This window comes from Clostridium sp. MSTE9 (assembly GCF_000277625.1).
In the GTDB taxonomy this organism is placed as follows: Bacteria; Bacillota; Clostridia; order Oscillospirales; family Acutalibacteraceae; genus Faecalispora; species Faecalispora jeddahensis.
The window spans coordinates 230,529-257,053 of sequence record NZ_AKFU01000035.1 but is presented as its reverse complement, the minus strand read 5'-3'; the positions used below and the strand labels follow the sequence as shown (position 1 = coordinate 257,053).

The 26,525-nt window shown below is 53.3% G+C and carries 26 protein-coding genes; 5 read left to right on the top strand and 21 right to left on the bottom strand.

Annotated features, from left to right (window positions below):
• Window positions 1–2: 2 nt before the first annotated feature.
• The 13 genes from HMPREF1141_RS10045 to HMPREF1141_RS09985 form a co-directional block, all read right to left on the bottom strand.
• The gene (locus tag HMPREF1141_RS10045; RefSeq protein WP_009064161.1) at window positions 3–1,292 is read right to left on the bottom strand and encodes a PocR ligand-binding domain-containing protein; all 1,290 of its coding nucleotides are present in this window, start codon (window positions 1,290–1,292) and stop codon (window positions 3–5) included.
• Between the two features lie 85 nt (window positions 1,293–1,377).
• Window positions 1,378–2,499: a 1-propanol dehydrogenase PduQ gene (locus HMPREF1141_RS10040; RefSeq protein WP_009063592.1), complete on the bottom strand. Its 1,122-nt coding sequence runs from the start codon at window positions 2,497–2,499 to the stop codon at window positions 1,378–1,380.
• A 17-nt stretch (window positions 2,500–2,516) separates the two neighbouring features.
• Window positions 2,517–3,902 (bottom strand): aldehyde dehydrogenase, encoded by a 1,386-nt coding sequence (locus HMPREF1141_RS10035; RefSeq protein WP_009063678.1) that lies wholly within the window; start codon window positions 3,900–3,902, stop codon window positions 2,517–2,519.
• Complete coding sequence (locus HMPREF1141_RS17810; protein WP_009063851.1) at window positions 3,899–4,726, bottom strand: BMC domain-containing protein; 828 nt, start codon at window positions 4,724–4,726, stop codon at window positions 3,899–3,901. Before HMPREF1141_RS17810 ends, HMPREF1141_RS10035 begins: the two co-directional genes overlap by 4 nt.
• Before the next feature lie 30 nt (window positions 4,727–4,756).
• Window positions 4,757–5,482: a hypothetical protein gene (locus tag HMPREF1141_RS10025; protein WP_009063701.1), complete on the bottom strand. Its 726-nt coding sequence runs from the start codon at window positions 5,480–5,482 to the stop codon at window positions 4,757–4,759.
• 130 nt (window positions 5,483–5,612) lie between these two features.
• A complete protein-coding gene (pduA, locus tag HMPREF1141_RS10020) occupies window positions 5,613–5,897 on the bottom strand; it encodes a propanediol utilization microcompartment protein PduA (protein WP_009063953.1) in 285 nt (94 codons plus the stop codon).
• Between the two features lie 47 nt (window positions 5,898–5,944).
• Complete coding sequence (gene pduB / locus HMPREF1141_RS10015; protein ID WP_009064179.1) at window positions 5,945–6,721, bottom strand: propanediol utilization microcompartment protein PduB; 777 nt, start codon at window positions 6,719–6,721, stop codon at window positions 5,945–5,947.
• A gap of 28 nt (window positions 6,722–6,749) precedes the next feature.
• Window positions 6,750–7,670: a glycyl-radical enzyme activating protein gene (locus HMPREF1141_RS10010; protein WP_009064219.1), complete on the bottom strand. Its 921-nt coding sequence runs from the start codon at window positions 7,668–7,670 to the stop codon at window positions 6,750–6,752.
• An 84-nt stretch (window positions 7,671–7,754) separates the two neighbouring features.
• Window positions 7,755–10,292 carry a glycyl radical protein gene (locus HMPREF1141_RS10005; protein WP_009063856.1) on the bottom strand — a complete coding sequence of 846 codons (2,538 nt, stop codon included), beginning with the start codon at window positions 10,290–10,292 and terminating at the stop codon, window positions 7,755–7,757.
• A gap of 269 nt (window positions 10,293–10,561) precedes the next feature.
• Window positions 10,562–11,146 carry a DJ-1/PfpI family protein gene (locus HMPREF1141_RS10000; RefSeq protein WP_035316964.1) on the bottom strand — a complete coding sequence of 195 codons (585 nt, stop codon included), beginning with the start codon at window positions 11,144–11,146 and terminating at the stop codon, window positions 10,562–10,564.
• Between the two features lie 62 nt (window positions 11,147–11,208).
• Window positions 11,209–11,658, bottom strand: a complete 450-nt coding sequence (eutP, locus tag HMPREF1141_RS09995; RefSeq protein ID WP_009063445.1) for a EutP/PduV family microcompartment system protein — start codon at window positions 11,656–11,658, stop codon at window positions 11,209–11,211.
• Window positions 11,659–11,667: 9 nt separating this feature from the next.
• Complete coding sequence (locus tag HMPREF1141_RS09990) at window positions 11,668–12,051, bottom strand: BMC domain-containing protein (RefSeq protein ID WP_009063836.1); 384 nt, start codon at window positions 12,049–12,051, stop codon at window positions 11,668–11,670.
• A gap of 84 nt (window positions 12,052–12,135) precedes the next feature.
• Window positions 12,136–12,375 carry a hypothetical protein gene (locus tag HMPREF1141_RS09985; RefSeq protein WP_009064313.1) on the bottom strand — a complete coding sequence of 80 codons (240 nt, stop codon included), beginning with the start codon at window positions 12,373–12,375 and terminating at the stop codon, window positions 12,136–12,138.
• A 355-nt stretch (window positions 12,376–12,730) separates the two neighbouring features.
• Here HMPREF1141_RS09985 and HMPREF1141_RS09980 point away from each other — a divergent pair, with 355 nt between their 5' ends.
• The 3 genes from HMPREF1141_RS09980 (at window position 12,731) to HMPREF1141_RS09970 (ending at window position 16,991) form a co-directional block, all read left to right on the top strand.
• The gene (locus HMPREF1141_RS09980) at window positions 12,731–13,375 is read left to right on the top strand and encodes a TetR/AcrR family transcriptional regulator (protein WP_009064073.1); all 645 of its coding nucleotides are present in this window, start codon (window positions 12,731–12,733) and stop codon (window positions 13,373–13,375) included.
• Between the two features lie 110 nt (window positions 13,376–13,485).
• On the top strand, window positions 13,486–15,237 hold the full coding sequence (locus HMPREF1141_RS09975; RefSeq protein ID WP_009064334.1) for an ABC transporter ATP-binding protein: 1,752 nt from the start codon (window positions 13,486–13,488) through the stop codon (window positions 15,235–15,237).
• Window positions 15,234–16,991, top strand: a complete 1,758-nt coding sequence (locus HMPREF1141_RS09970) for an ABC transporter ATP-binding protein (RefSeq protein WP_009063515.1) — start codon at window positions 15,234–15,236, stop codon at window positions 16,989–16,991. The genes HMPREF1141_RS09975 and HMPREF1141_RS09970 overlap by 4 nt, the downstream gene beginning before the upstream one ends.
• 71 nt (window positions 16,992–17,062) lie before the next feature.
• Here the strand turns inward: HMPREF1141_RS09970 and HMPREF1141_RS09965 are convergent, their stop codons facing one another.
• From HMPREF1141_RS09965 to HMPREF1141_RS09950, 4 genes are all read right to left on the bottom strand, one after another.
• Complete coding sequence (locus tag HMPREF1141_RS09965) at window positions 17,063–20,440, bottom strand: tetratricopeptide repeat protein (RefSeq protein ID WP_009064293.1); 3,378 nt, start codon at window positions 20,438–20,440, stop codon at window positions 17,063–17,065.
• A gap of 385 nt (window positions 20,441–20,825) precedes the next feature.
• Entirely contained in the window at window positions 20,826–21,305 is a 480-nt protein-coding gene (locus HMPREF1141_RS09960) for a heme-binding protein (RefSeq protein ID WP_009063508.1), read from the bottom strand.
• Window positions 21,306–21,386: 81 nt separating this feature from the next.
• Window positions 21,387–21,587, bottom strand: a complete 201-nt coding sequence (locus HMPREF1141_RS09955) for a hypothetical protein (RefSeq protein ID WP_242824586.1) — start codon at window positions 21,585–21,587, stop codon at window positions 21,387–21,389.
• Between the two features lie 205 nt (window positions 21,588–21,792).
• Complete coding sequence (locus HMPREF1141_RS09950) at window positions 21,793–22,368, bottom strand: zinc dependent phospholipase C family protein (protein WP_009063721.1); 576 nt, start codon at window positions 22,366–22,368, stop codon at window positions 21,793–21,795.
• Window positions 22,369–22,580: 212 nt separating this feature from the next.
• On the opposite strand from HMPREF1141_RS09950, the gene HMPREF1141_RS09945 reads away from it, so the two are divergent.
• Together HMPREF1141_RS09945 and HMPREF1141_RS09940 are read left to right on the top strand one after the other, a co-directional pair.
• Window positions 22,581–23,474, top strand: a complete 894-nt coding sequence (locus HMPREF1141_RS09945) for a YitT family protein (protein ID WP_009063870.1) — start codon at window positions 22,581–22,583, stop codon at window positions 23,472–23,474.
• Window positions 23,475–23,597: 123 nt separating this feature from the next.
• Window positions 23,598–23,966 carry a helix-turn-helix transcriptional regulator gene (locus tag HMPREF1141_RS09940; RefSeq protein ID WP_009064147.1) on the top strand — a complete coding sequence of 123 codons (369 nt, stop codon included), beginning with the start codon at window positions 23,598–23,600 and terminating at the stop codon, window positions 23,964–23,966.
• 215 nt (window positions 23,967–24,181) lie between these two features.
• On the opposite strand, the gene upp is transcribed toward HMPREF1141_RS09940, so the two are convergent.
• The 4 genes from upp to tsaE are packed head-to-tail and all read right to left on the bottom strand — an operon-like array spanning window position 24,182 to window position 26,408.
• A complete protein-coding gene (gene upp / locus HMPREF1141_RS09935) occupies window positions 24,182–24,814 on the bottom strand; it encodes a uracil phosphoribosyltransferase (RefSeq protein WP_009063446.1) in 633 nt (210 codons plus the stop codon).
• Window positions 24,815–24,826: 12 nt separating this feature from the next.
• Window positions 24,827–25,273: a ribose 5-phosphate isomerase B gene (rpiB, locus tag HMPREF1141_RS09930; protein ID WP_009063850.1), complete on the bottom strand. Its 447-nt coding sequence runs from the start codon at window positions 25,271–25,273 to the stop codon at window positions 24,827–24,829.
• Window positions 25,274–25,275: 2 nt separating this feature from the next.
• Complete coding sequence (gene tsaB / locus HMPREF1141_RS09925; protein WP_009064094.1) at window positions 25,276–25,989, bottom strand: tRNA (adenosine(37)-N6)-threonylcarbamoyltransferase complex dimerization subunit type 1 TsaB; 714 nt, start codon at window positions 25,987–25,989, stop codon at window positions 25,276–25,278.
• Window positions 25,986–26,408: a tRNA (adenosine(37)-N6)-threonylcarbamoyltransferase complex ATPase subunit type 1 TsaE gene (tsaE, locus tag HMPREF1141_RS09920; protein WP_009064041.1), complete on the bottom strand. Its 423-nt coding sequence runs from the start codon at window positions 26,406–26,408 to the stop codon at window positions 25,986–25,988. The genes tsaB and tsaE overlap by 4 nt, the downstream gene beginning before the upstream one ends.
• Between the last annotated feature and the right edge of the window lie 117 nt (window positions 26,409–26,525).

Sequence of the window (26,525 nt, the reverse complement as noted above, 5' to 3'; positions counted from 1 at the left end):
GATCAATTAGCCTTTTCATCAAAGTTTTTTGGGTAGCGTATGGTACTGGTGGTTCCAACGCCATCCACGCTTTTGATTACAGCATCGTACCCGGTGCCAAAGGAATTGACCAGCCTTTGCCGGGAAAAAGCGATACTGGCCTCGATTGCGCCGCCCTCATAAGAGCCCTTGTACTGCTTAAATAACTGGGCGATCTTCTTGTCGCTGAAGCCCGGGCCGTCGTCTTCCATCTGGAATACGACGTCATCCCCCTGATACTGTGCGGCGATCCGCAGCGTACCGTGCTCTTTCTTTTGCCCAACTCCGTAGAAAACGGCTCTCTCTACAAACGGGAGCAAAATCCTGCTCGGAATCTTCTGCATATTCAGTTCGTCTGAAATATCGAGCACGTATTGCAGCTGGTCGCCCATCCGCTCTTTCTGGATTTTCAAGTAGCGCTCCAGATTTTCGATTTCGTCCGATACGAAAACATTATCCCTTGTTTCAGAAAAATTAAACTTCATGAACTCTGCAAACAAATTGATCGCACGGTTGGTACGGGGAGCGTCCTCCACCACGGAAAGATTGGAGATCGCGTTCAGACTCTTGAACAGAAAATAGGGATTCATCTGTGTTTTCAGTGCGGCCAGCTCGGCCTCCATCTCTTTTTTCTGTTCATTGAGCACTTCCAGCTCTTTACCCAGATTTTCCTTTTGAACCAGGCGGGACAATTCCTTTTCTGCAAGCTGGTTGACGATCAAGGAAACCAGATTGGCAATATGAAAGAACTTTTCATAGGGATAGACGGCAATCGACTCAAACAGCTGGTTCATTTCCGGGTCTTCTCTGTGATTGCGGTCATGGTGCAGAACATTTTCCAGCCGGCAAATATCCGTCGGGGCATCCCCACAGCGGATCTGTCCGCCGATAAAGCCCCCGAGATAATGTCCCCGGACGATGATCGGAATCGCAATCTCGATCAGCCCGCACGGACAAAAATAAACGTAGGTTTTTTGGGTCACCGCTGCCTGAATCGCACCAAACGCGTCGGACGACATACAGATCCGCTTGGCGTTTTCATCTTTGCGAACCTGTTGACAGAAGGGAGTAAAAGAAGTCATTTCGGTAATCGGTTCGCCCCGGTAATCAACTGTTACAAAGGCAAGGCCGGTTGCCTTCGCTATTTTATCCTGGATATTCTCCAGAACCTTGATGCCAAAGAGACGCGCGATGCTGAAATTGTTGATGGAGCCATCTTCTTCAGAAATCGCATGGAAGCCGGAATGAAGATCAGATTCAAATAATTTTTCCATACTTAACATCCCTTTCCTTGTTCAAGAATGATTACAATAAAGCATTTATCTCTATTATAATGGATTCTTGTCTGCAAAGGAAAGACTAATAAATCGAATTTAATATTTTCACCACGTCTTCCGCCGCAGCTTTTGTTGGATTTAACGAAAGGCTCCAATCCTTTAGTGTGTTCAGGGTGAGCGTTGCCAGAGAATGGTCATATTCCTTTCGGGAGATTCCGCAATCTCTGATCGTGCCGGGCATTTTCATCTGGAATTTTAAATCTTCAACATAGCGGATCAAATCCCAGACCGCATCCTGATCGCTCTTTGTTCCCACCGAAATACCCGTGCGCCGCGCAAGGTCAGCATACCGGGCGCAAACAGCCGGGTCTTTGCCGTTAAACAGAATCACCTCCTTCAATACCAGCGCGTTGGCCAGACCGTGCGGAATGTAACTGTGAAACACACCGCCGAGCGAATGCGCCAGAGCGTGGGAGAGGCCCAGCCCGGCTTTGTTGAAGGCGATTCCGGCAAAGGTAGACGCCTCGTGCATTCGGGTTCTCGCCTCCAGATCGCTTCCGTTGCTGTAACAGGTCAGAAGCGAGGAATAGACAAATTCCACCGCTTTTTCCGCCATCGCGTCGCTGAACGGATCGGCGCGGAGCCCTACATAAGCCTCCAGCGCATGCGTCAGAACGTCCACGCCGGTATTGGCCGTGATGCGCGGCGGCACCGATAAAACGAGACGTGCGTCCAGAATCGCTTCATCCGGAAGAATACTGTCGTCCACGATCATATGCTTGGCATGGGATTCCTCATCGGTCAGTACGCTGACGGAGGTCACCTCTGACCCGGTGCCGCTGGTAGTGGGCACGGCGATCAGCCTTACGTCCGAGCCGCCAGGCATCTGCTTTGAAAAATACAAAACGCCTTTTGCAGTGTCGATCGCAGAACCGCCGCCCAGGGCGATCATCACCTGGGGCGCGAAGCGCTGGAACTCGACCAGGGCCTTTGCCACCGTGTCCATCGGCGGGTCCGGAACAACCTTATGGAAAATTCGTACTTCGCAGGAATTATCGACGGCCTCCAGCAGCTGCCTTACCCCGCCGCTGCCCAACAGGAATTCATCGCAAACCAAAAAGATTTTTTGGTTCCGGTAAGCGGAAAGCACCTGCAAGGAACCGATTCCGCTGTAAATTTTCGTTTTTAAAAATATGGTGTGCAAGGTGTCCTCCTTTTCTTTCAGCGAATGGAAAATGCGTTGGCCAGGGTACATCTTCTTCTTCTGCAGAAGTGCCGGGCGGTTGTGGTTCCCTCCCCGGTGGCGGTGGCAATCGTGAAGCTCGTATCGCCTTCCCCGTCAAACCCGATGCCCGCCAGCGCGGAGCTGTTTTTGACGAACACTGCTGTCTGCAGCTTTTGCGCGGCATAATTGAGCCGCTCGATCATCCGCGAATGGATGGTTGCCGTGTGACGCAGTCCCTGCTCGATCTCGCAGGCGAATTCCACGGCCTGCTCAAAGTCCTTCGCACGCACCAGCGGAACCAAGGGCATGAGCATCTCTTCCGTCACAAACGGATGCTGGCGAACCGTATCCACGACGATCAGTTGTACCGAATCATCGCAGTCCATACCGGCTGCATAAAGAATCTCCGGCGCGCTTTTTCCCTCCAGGGCCTTGTTTGGAAGCATTTCCGGCGTTACTGTCGCCAGCGTAAGCTGGAGCATCTCCTGCTGATCGCTGACACAATGTACATGATTTTTCTTCAGCTCGCGGAGGAATTCATCCGCGACCGAGTCGACAATGACAATGCTCTTTTCGGTAATACACGTCAGATTGTTATCAAAGGAAGTGCTGAACACGATGTCGCGGGCAGCCTTTTGCAGGTCTGCCGTTTCATCGATAATGGCCACCGGGTTGGCGGGGCCGGCCCCGATCACCTTTTTTCCGCAGGACATGGCCTGCCGAAGCATTCCCATTCCGCCGGTGGCAATCACCAGGGAAATATCGGGGTGTGTCATCAGCTCGCGCGTAACCGCCATAGAGGTTTCACTCAGGGTGGAAACCAGATTGTCGATTCCGCAGGTACGGCTGATGGCCTTGCTGATCAGCTCTGTCACAAACTGAGAAACCTCCAGCGCTCTGGGATGCGGCACGTGAATCGCCGCATTGCCGGCTGCGAGAAGACCGATCGTATTGCAGATCAGCGTTTCGCAGGGATTGGTGCAGGGCTGCACCGCACACACAACACCGTAAGAGGAAAGCTCATACAGCGTCATTCCATGGTCGCCGGTTTTTACCTCTGTGATCAAATCTTCCGTGCCCGGTGTTTTCTGAAGAACAAGAAGAAGCTTCTTTTTCTTGTCCTCGGCAATTCCCATACCGGTTTCTTCGACCGTCATGCGTGCCAGATCATCCACTTTTGTAAGCAAATCCGCTTTCACGGCATCGATCACCTGCTGACGCTGATTTAAGGTAAGCAGAGAATACTGCCGGTATGCGCTGGCCGCGACCGCGACCGCGTCATCCACGGAGCAAAAAACACCGCTTTTCAGTGTGCGGCTGTTATTTTTCAGGTAATCCTGACAAACCTGGCCCACAAGGGCTTCCACTTGCTCTGCGTTCATCTACTCTCCTCCCCTGGCTGCTGAAAATCGGCATCCGCCGGTTTTTTCTTGTTTTTTGCGGGACGCCCCGGCGATTTTGCCGGCCTGCCTTTTTTGGCAGGGATCTCGGTTTTCTTTTGCGGTACAGGGCTATCTGTATCACTCGCCGGCGGCTGGGCTTCGGCCGGAACCTCATCCTTCACCGCATTTTCAGAATCGGTCTGCCGGTACTCTATGGTGAAAGAGCTTTCGTGTACCGGCGCTTGGCTTTCCTCGGGCGGCTCAGTCTCTTTCTCAGAAGGCAGTTCTGCCGGCGGCACGGCGGGTTCTTCTTGTTCGGATTTTTCCGGCTGCGGCTCTGCTTTCTCCGGCACGGTCTCCTCGAACGAAATCGTCATCTCTTCCGGCTGCATCGTCACAGGCTCTTCCGCCGATTCGGCATTCTCTTCTGAATCCGATTGCTGCGGTTCTGGTAACGGCTCGCTCTGCGAATCCTGCGGCGGCAAATCCTCTGTAGGAGGCGGATCACTTGGCCCAGGGTCCTCCGGAGGCGGCGCCTGCTCCGGCCCGGAGGCTTTGCAGAACATCTCACCGATGCTCGGCGCCGGGCGCGGAATGACTTTGAAGGACACCAGCTGACCGTTTTGCTCCGCCACGGCCCGGCCGGTCTGCACCGACGCGGTAACTGCGCCCACATCGCCGGAAACCTTAATGGTAATCCAGCCAAAGCCCTTTGCTTTTTCGATGCCGATCAACCCCACATTTGCGGTCTTCACCATTGCGTCCGCCACGGCGATTGCCCCGGCCAGCCCTTTGATTTCTACCAGACCCAATGCGTCGTTCATTTGGCCACCTCGTTTCCTGTTCTTTTTCGGTTACGCCCTGACGATCTGAATTCCCATTTTTGCTGCCTTTTCCTTCGCCAGCATGGTAATGATATCGCCCTGATGCAGAACCAGCCTTCCCTCCGTCAGGTCGGACGTCAGGTCTGCTTCGGTAATGACTCTTTTATTCGTGCTTCTTTCCGCCTCCAGCCTAACTGCCGGTTCCAGGCGCTGCTGCGGCGCAGGAAGCTGGTCGGAAAACTCTATTCCAAAATCCGTTAAGGTTCGGATATACTGTTCTATTTTGGTTCGGTATGCTTTGGGTTCTTTGCCGCTGAACGGCTCCATGCCGCTTTGCAGCATGATGACCTTTTGGCCCTGAGAAAAGCACCGGCCGATCCATCTCGTTTCGAAGGAATCTTCCAGGCACAGCGCTGTTTTGGCGATCAGAGCCCTGTTGGGGAACGGAAAGACTGTGAGGAATTCTTCCCGCTGCTCCTCCCAAGCCTGTTCCTGCTCCAGAACAATACCGCCAGGAAAGAGCTCTTTGAGCTTTTGTATGTAGTAATCGTTGTATCTGGCTTTGGGCAATACGCAGATCACCTGCAAATCGCAGGGAACCGAAAGGCTGCCCAGCCGTTTGAAATAGTCATCCTGCCAGAACTCCGGCAGCAGCAGATAACAGGTTTTCTGCCGCGGAAGCTGAAGAAGTCGTTCTTCTTCCAGCTGCCGGATTACCTTGAGCACCATCTGCTCGAGCAGCTTATGATCCAGCAAAGGTTACAACCCCTTTCCGCAAACGGGAGTATTCCGGGCGCCATTTCACCCGGCAATTCATGCGGACGAAAAACAGAAAATCAATATGAGGTGTTTTTCGCCCGCACTTGCCTCGGGAATCGGTTAACTGTTATTTGGAAGCCATTGTGGGGATAATTTTTTCCGTATCGGAATGCGGACGCGGAATCACGTGGATGGAAACAACCTCGCCGACCTGTCTGGCGGCTGCTGCACCGGCGTCTGTGGCGGCCTTTACCGCACCGACATCGCCGCGTACCATCACGGTTACCAGTCCGGAACCGATTTTTTCGTATCCGACCAGAGAAACGTTCGCGGCCTTTACCATGGCATCGGCTGCTTCAATCGCTCCTACCAGTCCTTTGGTCTCAATCATGCCCAATGCATCAGAATTCATATGGATCCTCCTTTGTTATCATCCGGCTGTTGTACCGGCGCTTATGCTTAAATATATGGCTGCGTTGTGGATTTTGCTTCGCTGCCCAAAGCGCCCAGCAGCTTTTTGCCTACCTCGATCGCCGTACGAACTGCCTGACGCACTGCGCCGGAATCGCCGGTAAAGGTGAGGATAACCTCGTTTGAATAGCTGGTTCCCTGAGAGGGAGAGCTGTAGCTGACTACCTCAACATTGGCGGCCTTTACGGCAACATCGGCCAAAACCGTGGCGATTGCCGCGGGCCCGGCGCATACCATGCCGAACGCTCTGCCAAGCGGAGTGCCAAATGCCTTTTCCAGGCAGTAGCTGGCTCTTGCCGTGTACTGGAATTCCAGATGCCCAGCTTCGTTCGCATACACATCCCCAAAGTACTTATCCAGGCTGGCCAGAGCGATCTCCACCGCTCTTCTGGCATCCGACACATCGTCAGCGCCGATGTAAATGAGACTGCCGTGGCCCGCTCCGCCTTTGGTATCTCTGGGGAGCTCGATGGAGATAACCTCCGTATTGGTTGCTTTTACGGCGTCATCGACCGCCATAATCTGCGGGCCTGCGCCCACTCTTCCGCCGATGATTCCGATGGAACGGTATTTGCCCAGATGCAGTCTTTCAACCAGCAGCGGGTCTACGCTTGCAATCACAAGACCAATCGTATCGCCAATCGCGGTTCCGACAAACTCCGTCACCCCCAGAGACCCGCAGCAGGAAGGAGCGGATTCCTCCGGCTTCTGCTTCAGCTCCTCAGCGACCTGATTGATCACTTTCTCAATTAATTGCTGATCCATTGTCTATCCTCCGTTTCTCTTAAATTTGCTATCCGCCGATCACACAGTTCAGGCCGTAGCCTTCCACGATCTTTTTCAGCTGCTCGGCTTCTTCCGCAGACAACGACACATTCGAATCCATGAAATACTCCCTGCCCAAAAGATCATATTTGTTTTCCCCATACGTATGGTAGGGCAGCAAGTGGACTGTTTTTACCTGGTGCAGGGTCAGTACAAATTCACAGATTGCGCTAATCCCTTCGGGACTGGCATTCACCCCCGGAATGGTCGGCACCCGCACCACCGTCTGTGTCATCTCTGAAATACGCCTTGCATTCTTCAAAATGATTTCGTTGGAAACTCCGGTCACTTTTCGGTGTATCTCGTTGTTCAGCGATTTGATGTCCAGAAGGGCCAAATCGATGAACGGGAACACCTTTTCAATGGCTTCGGCAGAGGCATATGCAGTAGTTTCAATGGCTGTATGCCACCCTTTTGCGTGACAGGCCTTCAGCAGTTCAACTGCAAAACCGCTTTGCAGCAGGGGTTCCCCGCCGGACAGTGTAATTCCGCCGCCAGACCTGCGATAATTGATCTCATCGCGCTTTAACTCCTGTATCACCTGCTCCACGGTCAGGCGCTGGCCCTTCATGGTCAGCGCGCCGGCCGGGCACACATTCACGCACTCCCCGCAGGCAACGCATTTTGTGTGGTTCACAAGCCCTGTGTTCTGGGGATCGATCGCCCCAAATTTACAGGCCTTGATACATTTTCCGCAGTGGATACACAGAGAAGCCTGGTACATGACTTCCGGCTTCGGGTTCTGCGACTCGGGATTGCAGCACCACAGGCAGGACAGCGGGCAGCCTTTTAAAAACACGATCGTACGAATCCCCGGCCCGTCATGGATGGAGTATCGCTGCATATTAAACACGGTACCGGTGGCACTGTAATCGATTGGTGAAGGCATTCTCACAACTCCCTTGGTTTCATTGGCATCTGTGTGATGCTTTCCCGCGCAGCGCTTTCTCAAATAAACCCGACTGCCTGCCGATTAGAAAGTATGCGCCGTGCGGTTGATGATGTCGTCCTGCACCTCTTTGGCCAAAACAACAAACTGAGCACTGTAGCCTGCAACGCGAACCACCAGATCCCTGTAATTTTCCGGGTTCTTCTGTGCAGCCAGGAGCGTTTCCTTATCGATGACGTTGAACTGAACGTGCATTCCCTTATGGTCAAAGTAGCTTCTGACCACGGAAGCAAAGTTCTTCAGGCCGTTATCGCCCGCAACAGCGGAGGGCAGGAACTTCTGGTTGTACAGGGTTCCGTTGGAGGCAACAAAGTGATCGAGCTTGGCAACGGAATTGGAAGCAGCCGTCGGGCCCTTGCAGTCCTTGCCAGAACGGGGAGATACACCGTCGGCCAGAGGATGCTTTGCCAGACGCCCATCGGGCAGCGCCGCAACATCTTTACCGAACAGCACGTTGGCCGATACCGGGTATACACCGGCCTGGAACTGGCCGCCGCGCGGATTGCGGTACTTCTCTACCTCGAAGCAGTAGATCTGCGCGCACTTGCGGGCGATCATATCAACATCATCGTCGTCGTTGCCGAAACTGGGCGTGCTGTCCAGCAGGCGGCGCAGATGATCGTACTTACCGGGATCACCGGCGCTCTCAGAGAAGTCCATTGCGGAAATCTTCTTCTGAATATCCGCCAGATTGATGGAGCTGGCGTTGCCGAGAATCTTCTTGACCGCCTCGTACACTTTCAGCTCGGTCTCCTGGCTGGCGTCGCCTGCGGGAGCGGCGGGAGACGCGCTGACCGGGTAGCCGAAGTTGGCGTCGAGCGCCTCCTTGAGCTGATCCATGGTAACGTCCTTATCCTCGAACACATGCTTCTGAATGGCATACACCGAGTCGCCCGTATCCGCTACGCCGAACGCCTGCGGGCCGGTGAAATTGTAAATCGCGCCGCCCTCCTGCAGGGATTTTCCGCGGCCGATGCAGTCCTCTACCAGAGCGGAAAGGAACGGCAGCGGGGCTCTCTCGCGGTGTGCGATGTCGACGCAGTTGTCGGCCTCGGCCAGATAATGGACGAAATAAGACATCTGCTTTTTGAACGCGGCAAAGAAATCATCCATGCTCTTCCAGCTGGTCATCTCGCCGGTAACCGGGCCAAGCTGCTTGCCGCGGGCTTTCCCGTTGTTGAGAGTGATCTCGAGCACCTTCGCCACATTAAAGAACGCGGCATCGTGCCAGCCCTCGGTCTTGTGCGGGCACTGGGGCTCCACGCAGCCGATGATGCAGTAATTTCTGGCGTCGCGCAGGGTAACGCCGCGATTGACCAGAGCGGGGATGATGACTTCGTCGTTGTACATGGCGGGAACGCCCATGCCAAGACGGGCCAGCTCGCAGGCTCTGTACAGGAATTCGTCCGGGGTGCCCTGCCATACGCGGATGGAGAATGAAGGGGCAGGCAGACGAACGTGTGCGCAGGCTTCCATCGCCATATAAGAGATGTCGTTGGTGGCGTCAAGACCCTCTTCGTTCTGACCGCCGACGCCGAGGTTCTGGAACACCGCATACCCGGCGAATGCCTGAGCGGAAATCTCGTCGCGTGTTTTATTGACATCGTTGAGCTTGATCCAGATGCAGTCGATCAGCTCCTGTGCGAATTCGGGGGTTATGTCTTTATCTGCCGCGTAGAAGGGATACATGTACTGGTCAAAACGACCGGGAGAAATCGAGTGGCCGCTGGATTCGATCTGCAGCATCATCTGCACGAACCAGAACGCCTGGCAGGCCTCATAGAAATTGGTTGCGCCGTACTCCGGCACGCGCTCGCAGTTCTTTGCGATCTGCAAAAGCTCTGCTTTTCTGGTGGGGTTCTGCTCGGTGGCCGCAAGTTCTCTGGCCTTTTCCGCATAACGGTGTGCGAAACGGATCGCCGCGTTGTACGAAATAATCACAGACTTATAGAACTGCTCCTTACGTACATACTCGGGGTCCGTCCGATCGATCTTCTCCATCGCTTCCACTACTTCTGTGATGATGCCGCGGAAGCCGATCCGCATGACCTTGCCGTAGTCGACACAAACGTGTCCGACTCCGCCATAGAAATAGTTGCCTACCGTAAAGACGCCGGCCGCGATCGCGTCTTTGGCCTCCTGCGACATATAAGAGTCTGCCAGCGCGCTGGTGGTTTTGCCCTCCCAGTACTGGAACGCTTCGTGCAGCTCTGCCGCAGTTTCTTTCGGAATCTGGAACGGGTCGGCGATTCTGGTGCCCATTGTTTCAAATTCCTTCTCCACCCAGTCATAAGAGAATTCGGGGCAAATTTCGGTGGAACGAGGATTTTTTGTGATTGCACCGACAACCAGCTCATCATCCCGAATGGTGATCGGCAGTTGATTGAAAATCTTCTCGACCGCCTTCGCTCTCCTGAGAATGACCGGAAGACCTTCTGTCTCTTTGAAAGACTCGGTCACTAAAACCGCTCTCTCCGACTCGACATAGGGAGTCGCGTCCAGAATCATTCTTTTCAGCTTCTCTACCCTTTGTGTGGGCTGTGAAAAACCTTTCGCTAGCATTTTACAACCTCCTTATAAATTCATGGAATCACGCATGACGTGCATATTGATGCTGTGTTTTGTGTCGCTCTCATTATAACGGATACCCCTATCTTCTCCCTAACACAATCCAGACATAAATCTGTAAAATACAAACTAAAAAATAGAAACATACAGAACAAATTTAGTTTTTTTGTTTATATTTACAAAGAAAGGAACCGCTGTGCCAGGGTGGCCAAGCAGTTCCCTTATTCGACTATTCTCCTGATTTTACTCGTATTTTCGCCGTTTCAGCACAGGAATCCCGAAACGCCCATAGCCTTTAAAAACGCGCGCAGTATCGCCGGATGGGCCGGCCAGGCAGGCGCGGTGATCAGATTGCCGTCACAAACAACCTGGTCGGATTCCACCGCAAGATAAGTTCCCCCGGCCGCTTCAATCTCCGGCTGAATGGCGGGGTACGCCGTCAGTCTGCGCCCGCGCACAACCCCGGCTGCGGTGAGAATCTGAATTCCGTGGCAGATGGCTGCCACCGGTTTCCCCTGACGCAGAAATTCCTGCACAAGCGCCAGCACCTTCGGGTTCAGGCGCAGATATTCCGGGCATCGGCCGCCGGTAAGATACAATCCGTCATAATCCGCGGCACTGCAGGAATCAAAGCTTGCATTGAGCAGAAAGCGGTGGCCCGGCTTTTCCGTATAGCTCTGGTCGCCCTCAAAATCGTGCACGGCCGTTTTAATGGAATCCCCCGCCCGTTTTCCCGGCGTGACCGCATCGGCAGCCACACCGAAGGTAAGCAGGGTCTGAAACGGAACCATGATCTCATAATCCTCCGTAAAATCCCCTGTCAGAAGCAAAACCTTAGTATTTTTCACCAACGGATTCCTCCTCCTTTCATTTATTTCTCCGGTGAAATTAAAATATGCACCGGTAAAATTCAGACATTGCAGCAATCCGCGTGCCCCGCATCCAGATATTCCAGAACCTCTTCGATCCCTTCGCCGGTAAAGGCGCTGACCCGGAACACGGTTTTGCACCCGGCCAGATGCAGCCAGGACTCCGCACGGTCGGGGCGCGCGTTTTTCCGGTCGATCTGCGTGACGATCCCGATCACCGGGCGGGTGGCCCCCGCCGCAATATTGGGGCTGAACAGAGAGTAATCCTCTGTGGAGCTGAGCATCAGTGCGATGACATCCGCCTCGTAGGAATATAAGATAAGCGCCCGGGCAAGCTCCCTGTTTTCCGCGTATTCCCCGGGGGTATCAATTACAACGTCGTGACGGTTGACCGCCTGCGTTTTATGGTACTGCAGCTTGTGACCGCGCAGCGCCTGCGTCAGCGTGGTTTTCCCGCATTCCGCCCTGCCGATCAGAATAATTCTTTTCAATGTTAACACCTATGCCTTTGTCAGATTGCACACGGTAAATCCCATGACAGTTTCCGTATATTCCAGCACCGATTCCAAAGCCACCGATACGTCGGCCATTCTGCCGGTAATGATCAGCGTCCCGCTGAAGCGGTCAATAAAGCCGATTTCGATCGCGGATTTTTTCATGCAGATATCCGCCGCAATAATCGCAGTTTCACTGGGAGTCATGGTAACGATTCCCACCGCCGCATGCTCATAATCCACCCTTGGGTCCAAACCGAGCTTTTGATAAATGACCGGATCGGGGCTGCAAATAATGTGCGCCATCGTGATCTGCTTTCCGGGAACAATCTCCTGAACGATACGCGTCAGATGATCGCCGCCCGGGGTTCTGAGTTCCTCCAGCTTCACGCACATTCCCCCTTCGTATGATAAATAGGATATAAAAAATAAGAAAAGGCTGCCCCAAACCAGAGATGCAGCCATTTCCCTTTTTCAGCTATTGTTGCCGCCTGCTTCCGGTTTTTCCGGCTGATAGAAACACTGCGCGCACTCTTGTGCCTGTTTTTTCTTCTCTTCTTCTTCGGCCTGAGGGTAGTAGCATTCGGGGCAATCCTCCGCCTGCTCCTTTTTTACCTCTTCATCCGGCTGTTTATAGAAGCTTTCCAGATCCAAGTGCTGTAATTCCGCCAATTTCTGCGGGGACGCAGCTTCGTGTTTCTTCTTTTCTTCCATGAGAACGTCTCCTCCTTGAATTGATCACTTCCACAGGGTATTTTGCTCCCCTGAAAAGCGGACCGCGGGTCAATTTGGGCCAGCCTTTCGGATACAGTTTTCCGTTACTCTATCATAGCATTTCTCCCCTGACTCCCGGTAACGAAATTCAGACTAAAATCATGTAAAATCAAGATATGAGAAATGCGTCCCCAAAAGGGGCTTTCTGGAACCGCTCCGGCCTGTTTTGCTTTTTACCAGAAGGAATTGAAATAGCATACTTGACAAATTGTGGATGTCTTGCTACACTGATAATCAAGTTATCGATAATCCCGTTATCAGTTTTACTATCATCTTCATTCAGAGGTGTCATCACGTGGCAAAACCTGACCATTCCATCGATCCGCGCATTCTGGAAAGCGCCAAAAAAGAATTTCTTCTTCACGGGTTTGAAAAGGCCTCCTTAAAGGCCATCTGCGAAAGCGCCGGGATCACGACAGGCGCTTTGTATAAGCGATACAAAGGAAAAGAGGACTTATTCTGCACCGTTGTAGAAAACACCGTGGCAGATCTGAACGGCGTCATAGAAGAAAAATGCGCCATAGCCGTAGAGGATCTGTCTGACAAAGCGCTGGTGACGGCGTGGGAAATGAATGAATCCATGCTGTGGTGGTTCCGCTTTCTTTACGAGCGCCATGACGATTTTGTCCTGCTGCTGCAGTGCGCGGAGGGAACGAAGTATACCAATTTTCAGCACGACTGGGTAGAAACCATGACCGGGAAAAGCTACGAATATTTTCTGGAAGCAAAGAAGCGTGGACTGACACGCGCGGATATCTCCATAGAGGAAATGCATATCCTGCTTTCCGCATTCTGGACGACCATCTACGAGCCCTTTATTCACGGCTTTACATTGGAACAGATCGAAGCGCACTGCGAGCTGATTTGCAGTCTGTTCAACTGGCAGCGGGTACTGGGGTTCCCTTTGTCCGCAGAGCCTTCCCACTGTCGGGAGGAATGATACCGCAAACGTTGCGTTCCTTCCGACAAAACAACCTCCCCACCGCCGGGAGGAATTCTTTTGCACGCTAGTTAGCTTCAACTAACTATAAAGATAAAGGAGGATGTCATTTGTTTAAGAAAGTACTGGAATATACCGGCGAATACCGCAAAACAACGTATGCGGCCATTGTTGTTCTGCTCGTCGGTATCATCATGAATGTACTGCCGTTTTTGTTTGTGTATCAGATCATCAGGCCGCTGCTGATGCGCGAACCAATGACGGCAGAGTATGTGATCTGGCGCATCGCCGCCATCGCGGTCTGCGCGCTGCTGTACGCCGTGTTCTATGTGTGGGGGCTTTCCCTCTCTCACCGCTCGGCATACAATACGCTGAAAAATCTGCGCATTTCCCTGCAGGGGAAGCTGGAAAAACAGCCGTTGGGGGCCATTCAGGAAAAGGGCGTTGGGGCGATCAAAAAGATGTTTATCGACGACATTGAAACGATCGAGCTGCTTTTGGCCCACGCTCTCCCCGAGGGAATCGCCAATCTGACCATCCCGGTGCTGGTATTTATCGGGATGCTGCTCGTTGACTGGAAGCTGGCGCTGCTTTCCCTGTGCTCCTTGCCGCTTGGGGTGATCGCCATGACGGTCATGTACCGGATCGGCATGAAGGATATGGGCAACTATTATGCGGCTGCACAGAAGATGAACAATACGATTGTTGAATACATAAACGGCATGGAGGTCGTCAAGGTGTTCAACCGGGACGGTGAGTCTTATCACCGGTTTGAGGGCGACGTGAAAAGCTACCGGGATTTCACTTTGGCCTGGTATAAGGCGTGCTGGCCGTGGATGGCGCTTTACAGCAGCATCCTGCCCTGTGTGGCGCTGTTTGCCCTTCCCATCGGCTCTTATCTGGTCATACAGGGGTATTCGACACTCCCCGATCTGGCGCTGGTTTTGTGCATGTCCCTCGGGATCGGCGCGCCGCTGCTTCGGGCGCTGAGCTTTATGTCCACCCTGCCGCAGATCAACTACAAGATAGAGACTCTGGAGCAGATGCTGAGCGCTCCGCCGCTGCAGCAGTCCGCGGAACCGTTTCAGGGCAAGGATCATTCGGTGCGGTTCGAAGGCGTTCATTTCGCCTACAAGGACGCAGAGGTGCTCCACGGCGTATCGCTTGAGGTACCCGAGGGCAGCCTGACCGCGCTGGTGGGTGAATCCGGCAGCGGCAAATCGACCCTCGCGAAGCTCCTTGTCCACTTCTACGATGTGAGCGGCGGTTCCGTCAAAATCGGCGGGCAGGACATCCGAAGCATGAGCCTTGAAGCGCTGAACAACGAAATCTCTTATGTGGCGCAGGAGCAGTTCCTGTTCAACATCAGCCTGCTGGAAAACATCCGTCTGGGCAAGCTGGATGCAACCGACGAGGAAGTGCTGGCGGCCGCGGAAAAAGCGCAGTGCGGGGAATTCCTGGCCCGGCTTGAAAAGGGCATTCATACCATGGCTGGCGACGGCGGAAAGCAGCTTTCCGGCGGAGAAAGACAGCGCATCTCGCTGGCACGTGCCATTTTGAAGAACGCGCCCATCGTCGTTCTGGATGAAGCGACGGCGTTTATGGACCCGGAAAACGAGGAGAAGATGAACGAAGCGATCGCCGAGGTGATCCGCGGAAAAACCGTTATCGTCATCGCACACCGGCTGCATTCCATTATAAATGCGGATCAGATCTGCGTGCTGAATAACGGCAATCTTGCGGCTGCCGGTACCCACGCACAGCTGCTCGAAAGCTGCCCCGAATACCAGAAGCTCTGGCAGGCCGCCGAGGGCAGCGCGCAATGGAGAGTCAGCACCGCGAAAGGAGAGGATAACGCATGATCGCTTTAATGAAACGCATCCTTGCGGTTTCCGGAAAATATAAGGGAAGAATTCAGCTGGCTTTCGTCTTCTCGTTTTTAAAGGCTCTGCTGTCTAAGGCGCCGATCGGTTTGTCGTTCTTTGCCCTCGCCGCGTTTTACAACGGCACGGCCAGCGCAGACATGTGCCTGTGGATCGGAATCGCCATGGCCGCCTGCCTGCTGCTGCAGATCCTGTTCCAGCATATCGCAGACCGACTGCAGTCCGCGGCGGGATTTATGATGTTTGCCGATAAGCGCATGGAGCTGGGCGCGCATCTGCGCAAAATGCCCATGGGCTACTTTACGGAGGGCAATATCGGCAAAATCAGCTCGGTGCTGTCTACCGACATGGTATTTATCGAAGAAAACTGCATGACGGTACTGGCGGATATGATGAGCTATATCTTTGCGCAGGGCATCATGCTGGCATTTATGATGCTGTTCAATGTGTGGCTGGGCCTTGCGTCCATCGTCGTTGTCCTTCTTCTGCTGCTGGTGGCGAAAGGGATGAAAAAAGAAAGCCTTGAGGATTCCTCCGCCCGTCAGGAGCAGAGCGAGAACCTGACGGAGTCCGTCCTCGATTTTACCGAAGGGATCGGGATCATCAAAACCTATAACCTGCTGGGGGAAAAATCCAAGGAGCTTTCCGACAACTTCCGCGAGAGCTGCCGAGTCAGCATTCAATTTGAAGAAAACCACTCGCCGTGGCAGCGCTGGCTGAATATTCTGTACGGCTTCGGCGCAGTTGTGGTCATCGCTATCTCTATGTACCTCAACTCCCATGCGCTGCTGGACGTGACCTTCCTCGTGGGCATCATGCTCTTCGTGTTTGATCTGTTCGGCCCCCTCAAGGCACTGTACAGCCAGAGCGCGCGGCTGACGGTCATGAACAGCTGCATGGACCGCATTGAGACGGTATTTGCCGAATCGGAGCTGCCCGACAACGGGAAGGATACCATCCCCGAAAGCGGCGATATTCCCGAAGTGCAGTTCAAAAATGTAAGCTTTGCATACGGGGACAAGGAAGTGCTGCACAATGTTTCCTTTGACCTGAAACGGAACAGCATGCTGGCACTGGTAGGCCCGTCCGGCGGCGGAAAATCCACGATTGCGAGCCTTCTGACCCGCTTCTGGGATGTCAAATCCGGACAGGTGCTGATCCGCGGCAAAGATGTACGCGAGGTAAAACTCAGCGACCTGATGGATCACATCAGCATGGTGTTCCAGCGGGTGTATCTGTTCCAGGATACCATCTACAACAATATCAGCATGGGGCGGCCGGGCGCCAGCGAGGCCGAGGTGATCGAGGCCGCGAAAAAGGCAAGGTGCTACGATTTTATCATGGCACTGCCCGACGGTTTCCAGACCGTGGTCGGCGAGGGCGGAGAAACGCTTTCCGGTGGTGAGCGCCAGAGGATCTCGATTGCGCGCTGCATTTTGAAGGACGCCCCCATCGTCATTCTGGATGAAGCCACCGCCAGTGTGGACGCGGATAATGAAAGCTATATTCAGCAGGCGATCAGTGAGCTGTGCAAGGGAAAAACCCTGCTGGTGATCGCCCACCGGCTGAACACCATCCGGGGCGCCGATAAAATACTGGTGATTGCGAACGGGCAGATCGCCCAGGAGGGAACGCACGACGGGCTGATGAGCACCGGCGGTATTTACAAAGATTTTGTGACGGTGCGGGAAAACAGCCGCGGCTGGAGCCGAAGAGAAGCAAGGAAAGTATAGAACATAAAAAAACAAATGGCTGGGAGGAGTTCCGAAGAACCTCTTCCCAGCCATTTTCATTTTTTTATTTCTCAGCGCTTGAACAGCGAGAGCAAACCGCCCCAGCGCTTTGCTTTGCTTTCCAGCCGCTTCAGGACCGTTTTGGCGTTTTCATATCCAAGCTCTGCCGCCTGCCGGTACAGCTCAATCGCTTTATCGGTATCCTGCTTGACGCCGGCTCCCTTTTCATAGAAAACTCCGAGACGATAACAGGATTGTGCGTCTCCCTCTTCCGCCGCCTTGCGATACCATTCCGCCGCCTGCGCAAAGTCCTTCGGCACGCCCATGCCGTTTTCATACAGGTTCCCGATACTGAACATCGCGCTTTCGTCCCCGTGCTCCGCGCCCAGCAGATATAGCCGCATCGCCTCGGCAAAATCCTGCTTTACGCCCTGGCCGGTTTCGTAGCAGTCCGCCAGATTGCCATAGGCGACGTCGCGCCCCTTTTCCACGGCCTGCCGGAACAGCGAAACCGCTTTTTCCAAATCCTTTTCTACACCCTCGCCGTAGCGATAGGCCCGGCCAAGGTTCACCAGCCCGGCGCTGTTCCCCGCTGCAACTGCCCGCTCATACAGCTCAAAGGCTTTCTTGTAATCCTGCTTTACTCCGTTGCCGTCTTTATACCGGTTCCCAAGAGTGTTCAGGGCAATTCCATCCTCCTGCTCCGCGGCCAGCTGATACCAATGAATCGCTTTCTCCAGGTTTTTCTCCGTGCCATGGCCGCGTTCATAGCACTGACCCATCCAAAACTGAGCGCGGGGATGCTCCTGTTCGGCAGATTTGGAGAACCAGTAAAACGCCTGGTCTTTATCCTCCTCTATCCCGGTGCCGAAATAATAGCAATCCCCCAGATTCGACTGTGCGCGCGGATAGCCCTGTTCTGCAGAAAGACGGTACAGCTCCACCGCTTTCGTCTCGTCCTTCTCTACGCCGACGCCGAATTCGTAGCACCAGCCAAGATCGCACTGCGCCACCTGGTGATTCTTTTTCACAGCGATTTGATAAAGCTCTACCGCCCGCTCCGGGTTGCGTTCCACACCCCAGCCGTGCTCATAGCACACGCCCAGCAGATGCTGCGCACGGGTATAGCCCTGCTCCGCCGCTTTGGAATACCAATAAACGGCCTGCTCGTTGTCCTCTTCCACGGCGATGCCATGGTAGTAGAAAAAGCCCAGATTGCACTGTGCGCGGGCATTCCCCTGTTCCGCGGAAAGGCGGTACAGCTCCATTGCCTTTTCCTTGTCTTCTTCCACACCTTCGCCGCATTCATAGCACAGGCCCAGGTCGCACTGCGCGTCGGAATCCTTTTTGGCGGCGGCAAGCCGATAAAGCTCGACTGCACGTGCCTGATTTTCCTCTACGCCGTAGCCCTGCGCATAGCACATGCCCAGCATCCGCTGTGCGCGGGGATGCCCCTGATCTGCCGCTTTGGTAAACCAGCGAACGGCCTCCTCATGGTCAACGTCTACCATGACGCCATAATAATAGAAATTACCCAGATTGCACTGTGCCGGGGCATAGCCCTGCTCCGCGGCCTTGTGATAGAACTCCCTCGCACGTGTCAGGTCCCGCTCTACGCCGTATCCGTTTTCATAGCATTCGCCCAACAGATTCTGCGCGCGCGGATAGTTTTTATCCGCCGCTTTGGTGAACCAGCGAACGGCTTCCTCGTTGTTTTCCTCTATTCCAATACCAATATAGTAGAAGAAACCCAGATTGCACTGCGCGGGCGTGTGTCCCTGCTCCGCCGCCAGGCGATACAGCTCCATCGCCTTTGCCTTATCGGTTTCTACACCGTAGCCGTTTTCGTAGCATTCGCCCAGCAGGCACTGTGCACGCGGAAAATTCTGCTCCGCCGCTTTGGAAAACCAGCGCACAGCCTCTTCGTTGTCTTCTTCCACGCCGATCGCGCTGTAATAGCAATACCCCAGATTGCACTGCGCGGGCGCATACCCCTGTTCCGCCGATGCGCGGTACAGCTCTACCGCTTTTTCCTTATCCTGTTCCACGCCCATCCCGTATTCATACAGCACGCCCAGCGCGCACCGCGCGTCGGGATACTCCTGCTCGGCCGCCGCCTGATACAGCTCTGCCGCGCGGGCCGGATCCCGCTCTACACCATAACCGTTTTCATAGCAAATGCCCAGCAGATGCCGCGCACGCGGATATCCCTGCTCGGCTGCCTTGGAAAACCAGTTTACGGCTTCTTCGTTGTTTTCTTCCACTCCGACGCCGGTATAATAGAAATAGCCCAGATTGCACTGTGCGGGCGCATAGCCCTGTTCCCCTGAAAGGCGGTACAGTTCTGCCGCTTTGGCCTTATCCTCTTCTACGCCATACCCATTTTCATAGCACAGGCCGAGCAGGCACTGCGCGCGGGGGTGCTTTTTTTCGGCGGCCTTGGAAAACCAGCGGGCGGCCTCTTCATTGTCTTCTTTCACTCCGGTGCCGGTATAGTATAAGTAGCCCAGATTGCACTGCGCGGGTGCATAGCCCTGTTCCGCAGAAAGAAGGTACAATTCCCGGGCCTTTTCCTGATCCTGCTCCGTACCCCATCCGTTTTCATAGCACTCACCCAAAACGCACCATGCCTGCGGATATTCCTGCTCCGCCGCTTTGTTGAACCAGGTGATGGCCTGTTCCGCATCCCGCTCTACGCCGAGCGCGTAAAGATAGATCAGGCCCAGGCGTGTTTGTGCGGGTGCAAAATCCAGCTCCGCCGACTGGCGGTACAGCTCGACAGCTCTGTCAGTGTCTTTTTCCACACCGTATCCGTATTCGAAGCATTCACCCAGTAAAAACTGTGCACGGGGATATTCCTGCTCCGCCGACTTGGTGAACCAGGCGACAGCCTGGGCGTCGTCCTCTTCCACCGCAATCCCGTGATAATAGAAAAATCCCAGATTGCACTGTGCCGGGGCGTAGTCCTGCTCTGCGGACAACAGATACAGCTCCATCGCCTTATCTTTATCCATTTCAACGCCCTGCCCGATTTCATAGCATAGGCCCAAAGCGCATTGTGCGGAAGGAAAGTCCTGATCCGCCGCTTCACGGTACAGGGAAACCGCCTTTTCGTAATCCTGCTCCACGCCGATCCCGTTTTCATAGCACGCGCCTAAATTGTACTGCGCAGAAACATCACCCTGCTCCGCCGCCTGCTGAAACCAATAAAAGGCTTTTTCGTAATCCTGTTTTGCGCCGCCTGTTCCACGGTAGTAGCAGAGTGCAAGCTGATGCTTTGCCTCCAGATCGTCGTCCTCCGCTCTTTCAATCAGCTCCTGCAAATCCTCCTGCTGCTGTTTTACTGTTTCCGCAGCGCTGCGGATCAGCTTTGGATCAATAAAAACAAATTTATATGGGTCCTTCGGTTCTGTTTCACTGTTTGGCGCCTGGTTTCTTTCGTCCTGCATAAAAAAACTCCTTTATTCCCCATTCATAAGACTTTTGCTCATGAACGATTATATGTTTTTCATAGGCCTGTTTATCAATATCCATGTAGGTTCAAGCTGTTATAATCTTTTTTAGTATAGCACAATTGTCGTATTTTGTCATCATTGAGCATTTTTTACAGCTTTGAGATCCCCCCCTGTCCCCAAAGGCTTTTCAGCAAAACATTGTTGATTTGCCATCCCCAAAAGCGCATGGCGGGGAATGGAATAATTACGTCTGACCCATACCGCAAAAAAACAAGGTACTGTTCAGCCGGAACAATACCTTGTTTTTTAAGTTTTGGATGTACCTATTTCATTATCATTTCGTGAGGACATCTGAAACGCGTCTTTTTAAAATTGATCTCTATTTTTTACTCCAGCTGAACTCCGGGCAGGCGCTCACCGCTGCTTCGGCAATCAGGGTATCTTCCTCCACGGTTCCGCCGCTGATTCCGACTGCGCCGACCAATCTTCCGGCCCGGAACAACGGCAGGCCGCCGCCGAATACGCAGTATCTGCCGCCAAACATCGTGTGGAGTCCGTACAGCTCCCCTTCGGGAACAGTTCGCTCATGCAGGCTCCCGGTGGGAGACTCCAGAGAAGCCGAGGTATACGCCTTGCTGAAAGCTGCGTCGACGCTGATCAAAAGCGCGCCGTCCATCCGCAGGTGTACAATCAGGTTTCCGCCTGCATCCACAACGGCGGCGGAAATCGGTACCCCCACCTCTTTTGCTTTTTCGCAGGCCGCTTTTGTGATCTGCTCCGCCAGATCGAGATTGATTCCGCGCTCACCGTACTCCGCCAGCTGGCGCAGGATTTCTTCCTTTAATTCTTCGTGCAGCATGTTCTCCCTCCTTGTTCACACTTTCTTCTGGGATAATCATAGCTGATCCGAAGACATCTGTCCAGCAAAAAACAAACCAAATCAGTGCAAATCTTTGACCGAATCCGTGCGGTAAAATCCCTGCGGATATGCACCGGTCTTCGTGATACTCTTCCGGTCTTTGCGGTAAAAAGGCTGCGGCTGACTGTTCCACAGCTGCTCCATCGTCTCCTGCTGCGCCGGGCGGTAAAAAGCCTGCGCCGCAAAACGTTCTTCTTCGCTTCTGTTCTTCCAAGCATCCATTTTCTTCACCCTTTTCCTGTTTTCCATAAGATGCCCATATCAATTGATTACTATGAAAATACCACAAAATCAGGAACAAATGAAGACCCATTTAAAAATAATCTTCACGGCTGATCAGAAGCAGAAAATCTTTCTCAAAAGAAAAAGGGTATACGACAGCGCCGTATACCCTTAAAAATCACACTTTTTAATATAGAAAAGAACGTTATCGCTGCACCGCCGGCTCGGCCACACAGCGGCCATGATAAAACACGTACAGCACCAGCTCAATGCAGGATCGAATCGCAAAGAACAGTTCGGTTTCAAAGTCCTGCCCAAGCTCGTATTTTTGATGAACGCGATCGTGCATATGTTTATAAATTTCCTGTACCGTCAAGGGAACCTCTATTTCAGGCACGTAATCAAGACCTTTGAAATATTCCATATGATTGCCCATGTAAAACAACAGATCCTGCTCGTATTGAATATGCTCTGAAAGGGTGCCGCTGAATTCAGAGCTGTGCGCCAGGCAGAAGAAATCGGAATAGTAGTGGCACAAAACTCCCAGTCTTTTGGACAGCTGCCGATTCTCGTCCTGCCATTCCAGGCGGCAGGTACGGCCGATCTTTCTCTTGACCATATCCTTGCAATAGCGCATGCGATGCGGCCTGAGGAAAGAAAGAGAATGATCCGGGCTGGTATTTCCCTTTAGGAAGCTGGCTCTGTCCAGCCGAACACCATATTTTTCAGCTACATACTCATATACAACCAGTCCGATTAGCACATGATTCGGACTATTCATCCCGGGACTTCCACTCCTTTTTCAATAAATCAGGAACACTGTCATTCACTATACCACACTTTTTTCAAAAGTAAAATATTTTTTTCCGTATTCCAAAACTTACTTTATAAAATTTTGAATAAAAAGTTATTTTTTAGTTACGCAGTTCTTCGCTTGACTTCTTTTTCCCGCTCGATATAATGAAAATAGATATAGAATCAGGGGGATCGTCCATGCAAAAATCGCACATACTGCATAAAGAACACCTGCAAATGCTGCCAAGCTACCTTTTCTCTGTTTTAGGGGGGATCATCTGCGCCGCGAACCTGAATACCGTCATTGTTCCGCTCAAGCTGTACAACGGCGGGTTCATCGGCATCGCGCAGGTTCTCTCCGATCTTGCAATCAATGTTTTGCACCTGAATATTCCTCAAACCTTCAATCTGGCCGGCGTGATGATGCTGGTTCTGAACATTCCCCTTCTGCTGCTCGCCTACCGTGAAATCAGCCGTACATTTTTCCTGAAAACCGTACTGACCGTCGCAAGCCAGTCGATGGCGATGACGATCATTCCGGTTCCGAGTGCTCCGATCATTGACGATTACCTGACAGCCTGCGTCATCGGCGGACTGATCGCGGGTTCCGGCATCGGTCTGACCCTGCGCTCCGGCGGCTCCGGCGGCGGAACTGACATCATCGGCGTGTACTGCACCAAAAAATTCCCTGACATGAGCGTCGGCAAGCTTGGCATTTCTGTCAGCAGCATTGTATTTTTGTACTGCCTCTTCCGTTTTGACGTGGAAGTGGTGGTGTACTCTGTTATTTTCTCTGCCGCAACCTCTCTGGTGGTGGACAGAACCCATTATCAGAACATAAAATCGAGTGCTATGATCTTTACGAGGCATCCCGAGGTAGCCGATACCATCGTTCAGCTTCTGCACCGCGGCGTTACCTGCTGGCAGGGCTATGGCGCTTACACACACGAGCAGTCGTATATCTTTATGACGGTGGTTTCTAAATTTGAGATCAACCGCATGAAGCGGATTGTCCGGGATATCGACCCCCAGGCCTTTATCATCATCAACGACCGGTTGGATATCAGCGGCAATTTTGTCAAGCGATTGTAAAAAACCGAAAATGTTACGTTTGGTTGACAGATTTCCAGCTTTTGTTGGTAGAAAGCCTTTCCCGCATCCCTTATCATAAGTAAGTACAAGACTACTTAATAAACCAAAGGGGGCGGTAAAAGAATGTCTTTGGGAAAAAAACTTCTGGAATTGCGCAAAAAAGCGGGTCTGTCGCAGGAAGAGGCGGCAGATCAGCTGAATGTTTCCAGACAAACCGTGAGCAAATGGGAAACCGACCAGACAGTTCCCGATCTGACCAAGGCAAAGCTCCTCTGTGAAATGTACCATGTCAGCTATGATCAGCTGATCAGCGGAAACACAGTGGGCGGGGATTTGACCAGCATGGACAGCGCGGCGGACGAAATCGACTGGACCGCGGCCTGGAGCCAGAAATACCCCATTTTGGCCTCCTATCAGGGACTCAATGGGATCGGGCTTACCGGGAACAGATTGCGGCTCTGTGCGGCCGCTGCCAAGAGCAGTTCGGCCTGAGCGAAATGGACACATTCCTGATTCTGAAGGATATTCTGTATCAGGAGTACAAAAGCCGGAACGGGAAAAAACCGGCCACATAAAAAAGAGATTCTTCCTAAAGCCGGTGGAAATCACCGCTCCTTAGGGAGAATCTCTTTTTGTCTTTTACGCACAATCTGCCGCGGAGCACCGGCCCGAACGGGGGGCCGGGCACGGCAGCCCGGCGCTTTGTGTTACAGGGTGCCGAAAATCCGATCGCCCGCGTCGCCAAGGCCGGGAACGATATAGCCGGATTCATTCAGATGATCGTCAATATGCGCACAGTAAATCGGCACATCAGGGTGAGCCTTGCTCAGAGCCTCAACGCCCTCGGGCGCTGCGATGACGCACATGAATTTAATGCTCTTCGGATGGCTGCGCTTGATGATATTGATCGCATCCACAGCGGAACCGCCGGTAGCCAGCATCGGGTCGAGCACAATCACGTCGCGCTCATTGGTATCCTGCGGAAGCTTGCTGTAATATTCCACCGGCTGCAGGGTCTCGTGGTCGCGATACAGACCGATATGGCCTACCTTCGCGGCGGGTACCAGCTCAAGCACGGCGTCCACCATGCCAAGGCCCGCGCGCAGAATCGGCACGAATGCCAGCTTGCGGCCGGACAGCACCTTTGTGGTAGCCATTGCGACCGGCGTTTCCACCTGTGTTTCTTCCAGAGGAAGGTCTCGTGTGGCCTCGTAGCACATCAGCATGGCAATTTCGCCTACCAAGCTGCGGAACTCCTTAGAGCCTGTGTTCTTATCCCTCAAAAAAGTCAGCTTGTGCTGAATGAGGGGGTGTGTCATTTCAAAAACCTGATGTTCCATCCGTTTACTCCTTTACAGCTTTTCTCCGTCTTCAATTTCTTTGATCTGCGCAATTCTTCTTGCATGCCGTCCGCCATCAAATGGGGTTTCGAGAAAAATCTTGGTCAGCTTAACCGCCATTTCCTCATCGATCACGCGGCCGCCCATGCACAGAATGTTGGCGTCGTTATGCCGGCGGGTGGCCTCTGCACAGAACTCGTTTGTGCATACCGCCGCACGGATTCCCTTTACCTTATTGGCTGCGATCGAAATTCCAATTCCCGTGCCGCAGCACAGAATTCCCTTCTCTGCTCTTCCTTCGGCCACATCGTAAGCCACCTTAGAAGCAAACAGCGCATAATCCACCGATTCTTCACTGTAGCAGCCATAATCGTGATACGGAATGGAGTTTTTCTCCAAATAGGCTATTACCGCTTCTTTCAGACAAAATCCGCCGTGATCCGCTCCCAGTACTACCATGCTTAGCCCTCCTTTTGATTTTCCTGCCGTTTTTTGAGTTCCCGCTCTGCCTGAGGCAGGCGCAGGTATACGGGCAGCAGCTCAGAAGCAGGTACTGCTTCGCCTCGCTGCCAGGCGCCAAAGGCTGCTTTGCCCACTCCGAATGCCCGCTGATACAGCGACGGCTCCGGCGGCAGAACAGCAGAAAGCTCCTGAAACCCGTTCGTATTATAGCACAGTTTTGCCCCATCTCCAACAAGAAATAAAGGCGGGCTATAATTTTTACATTCTTCGCTGAGCGCTTCCACCGAAATCGCGCGGTCCGGCGTCAGGCGCTCGAAACCACCTTGCCCCAAACGGAACACGGCGTTGTAAACCTGCCCGCGCCGTGCATCCATCACCGCGCAGACCGTGGCCCCCGGCAAGGCAAGATTATAGGCCATCGCCTCCAGAGTGGAAACGCCGACGCACGGCTTTCCCCCAGCCATCGCCATTCCCTTAATGCTGGCCACGCCGATGCGCACACCGGTGAACGAACCGGGCCCGGCGGCAGCCGCGAATAAATCAATCTCTTCGACAGAAATGCCCACGCACTCCAGCACCTGCTGCACCATCGGCATCAGCGTCTGGCTGTGGGTAAGGCTGGTGTGAATAAAAAATTCCCCCAGCAGTCGGTCATCCTCCAGCACCGCGGCGGAAGCCGCAACGGCGGTGGAATCTATGGCAAGTATTTTCATAGCTCTAATCCCTCGATTCGGAAAATGCGCTCCTGCTCCGTTTTCCCGGCGGACAGCTCGATGATGATTGCGTCGGGCGGGAGAGCGCCGATAATATTTTCACTCCACTCAATGACCAGAACCGCATCCGTATCCAGATAATCGAAAAAACCCGTGGATTCCAGATCCTCCCAGCTTTCTACCCGAAACATATCAAAGTGGTAGACTGTCAGACGGCCATGATATTCATTTACAATAGAAAAGGTGGGGCTGCTGATTCCGGAAGAAATTCCCAGGCCAGCCGCAAGGCCCCGCGTAAACGCTGTTTTTCCCATTCCCATACCGCCAAACAGCGCCAGTACCTCCCCGCCCCTGAGCTGCTGAGCGATGCGGCGGCCCAGCTCTTCCGTCTGCGCGGGTGAGTCTGTGACAATCTGCAAAATAGAATCCTCCTTAACGATTCCAAAGGGCCGGCTCCCAAAATAGCATGTCCTCATTACAATCATTTCGATTGAGAACGAGCCATTCTTTTCTTCCCCCACCTGCAGCGAGGGACA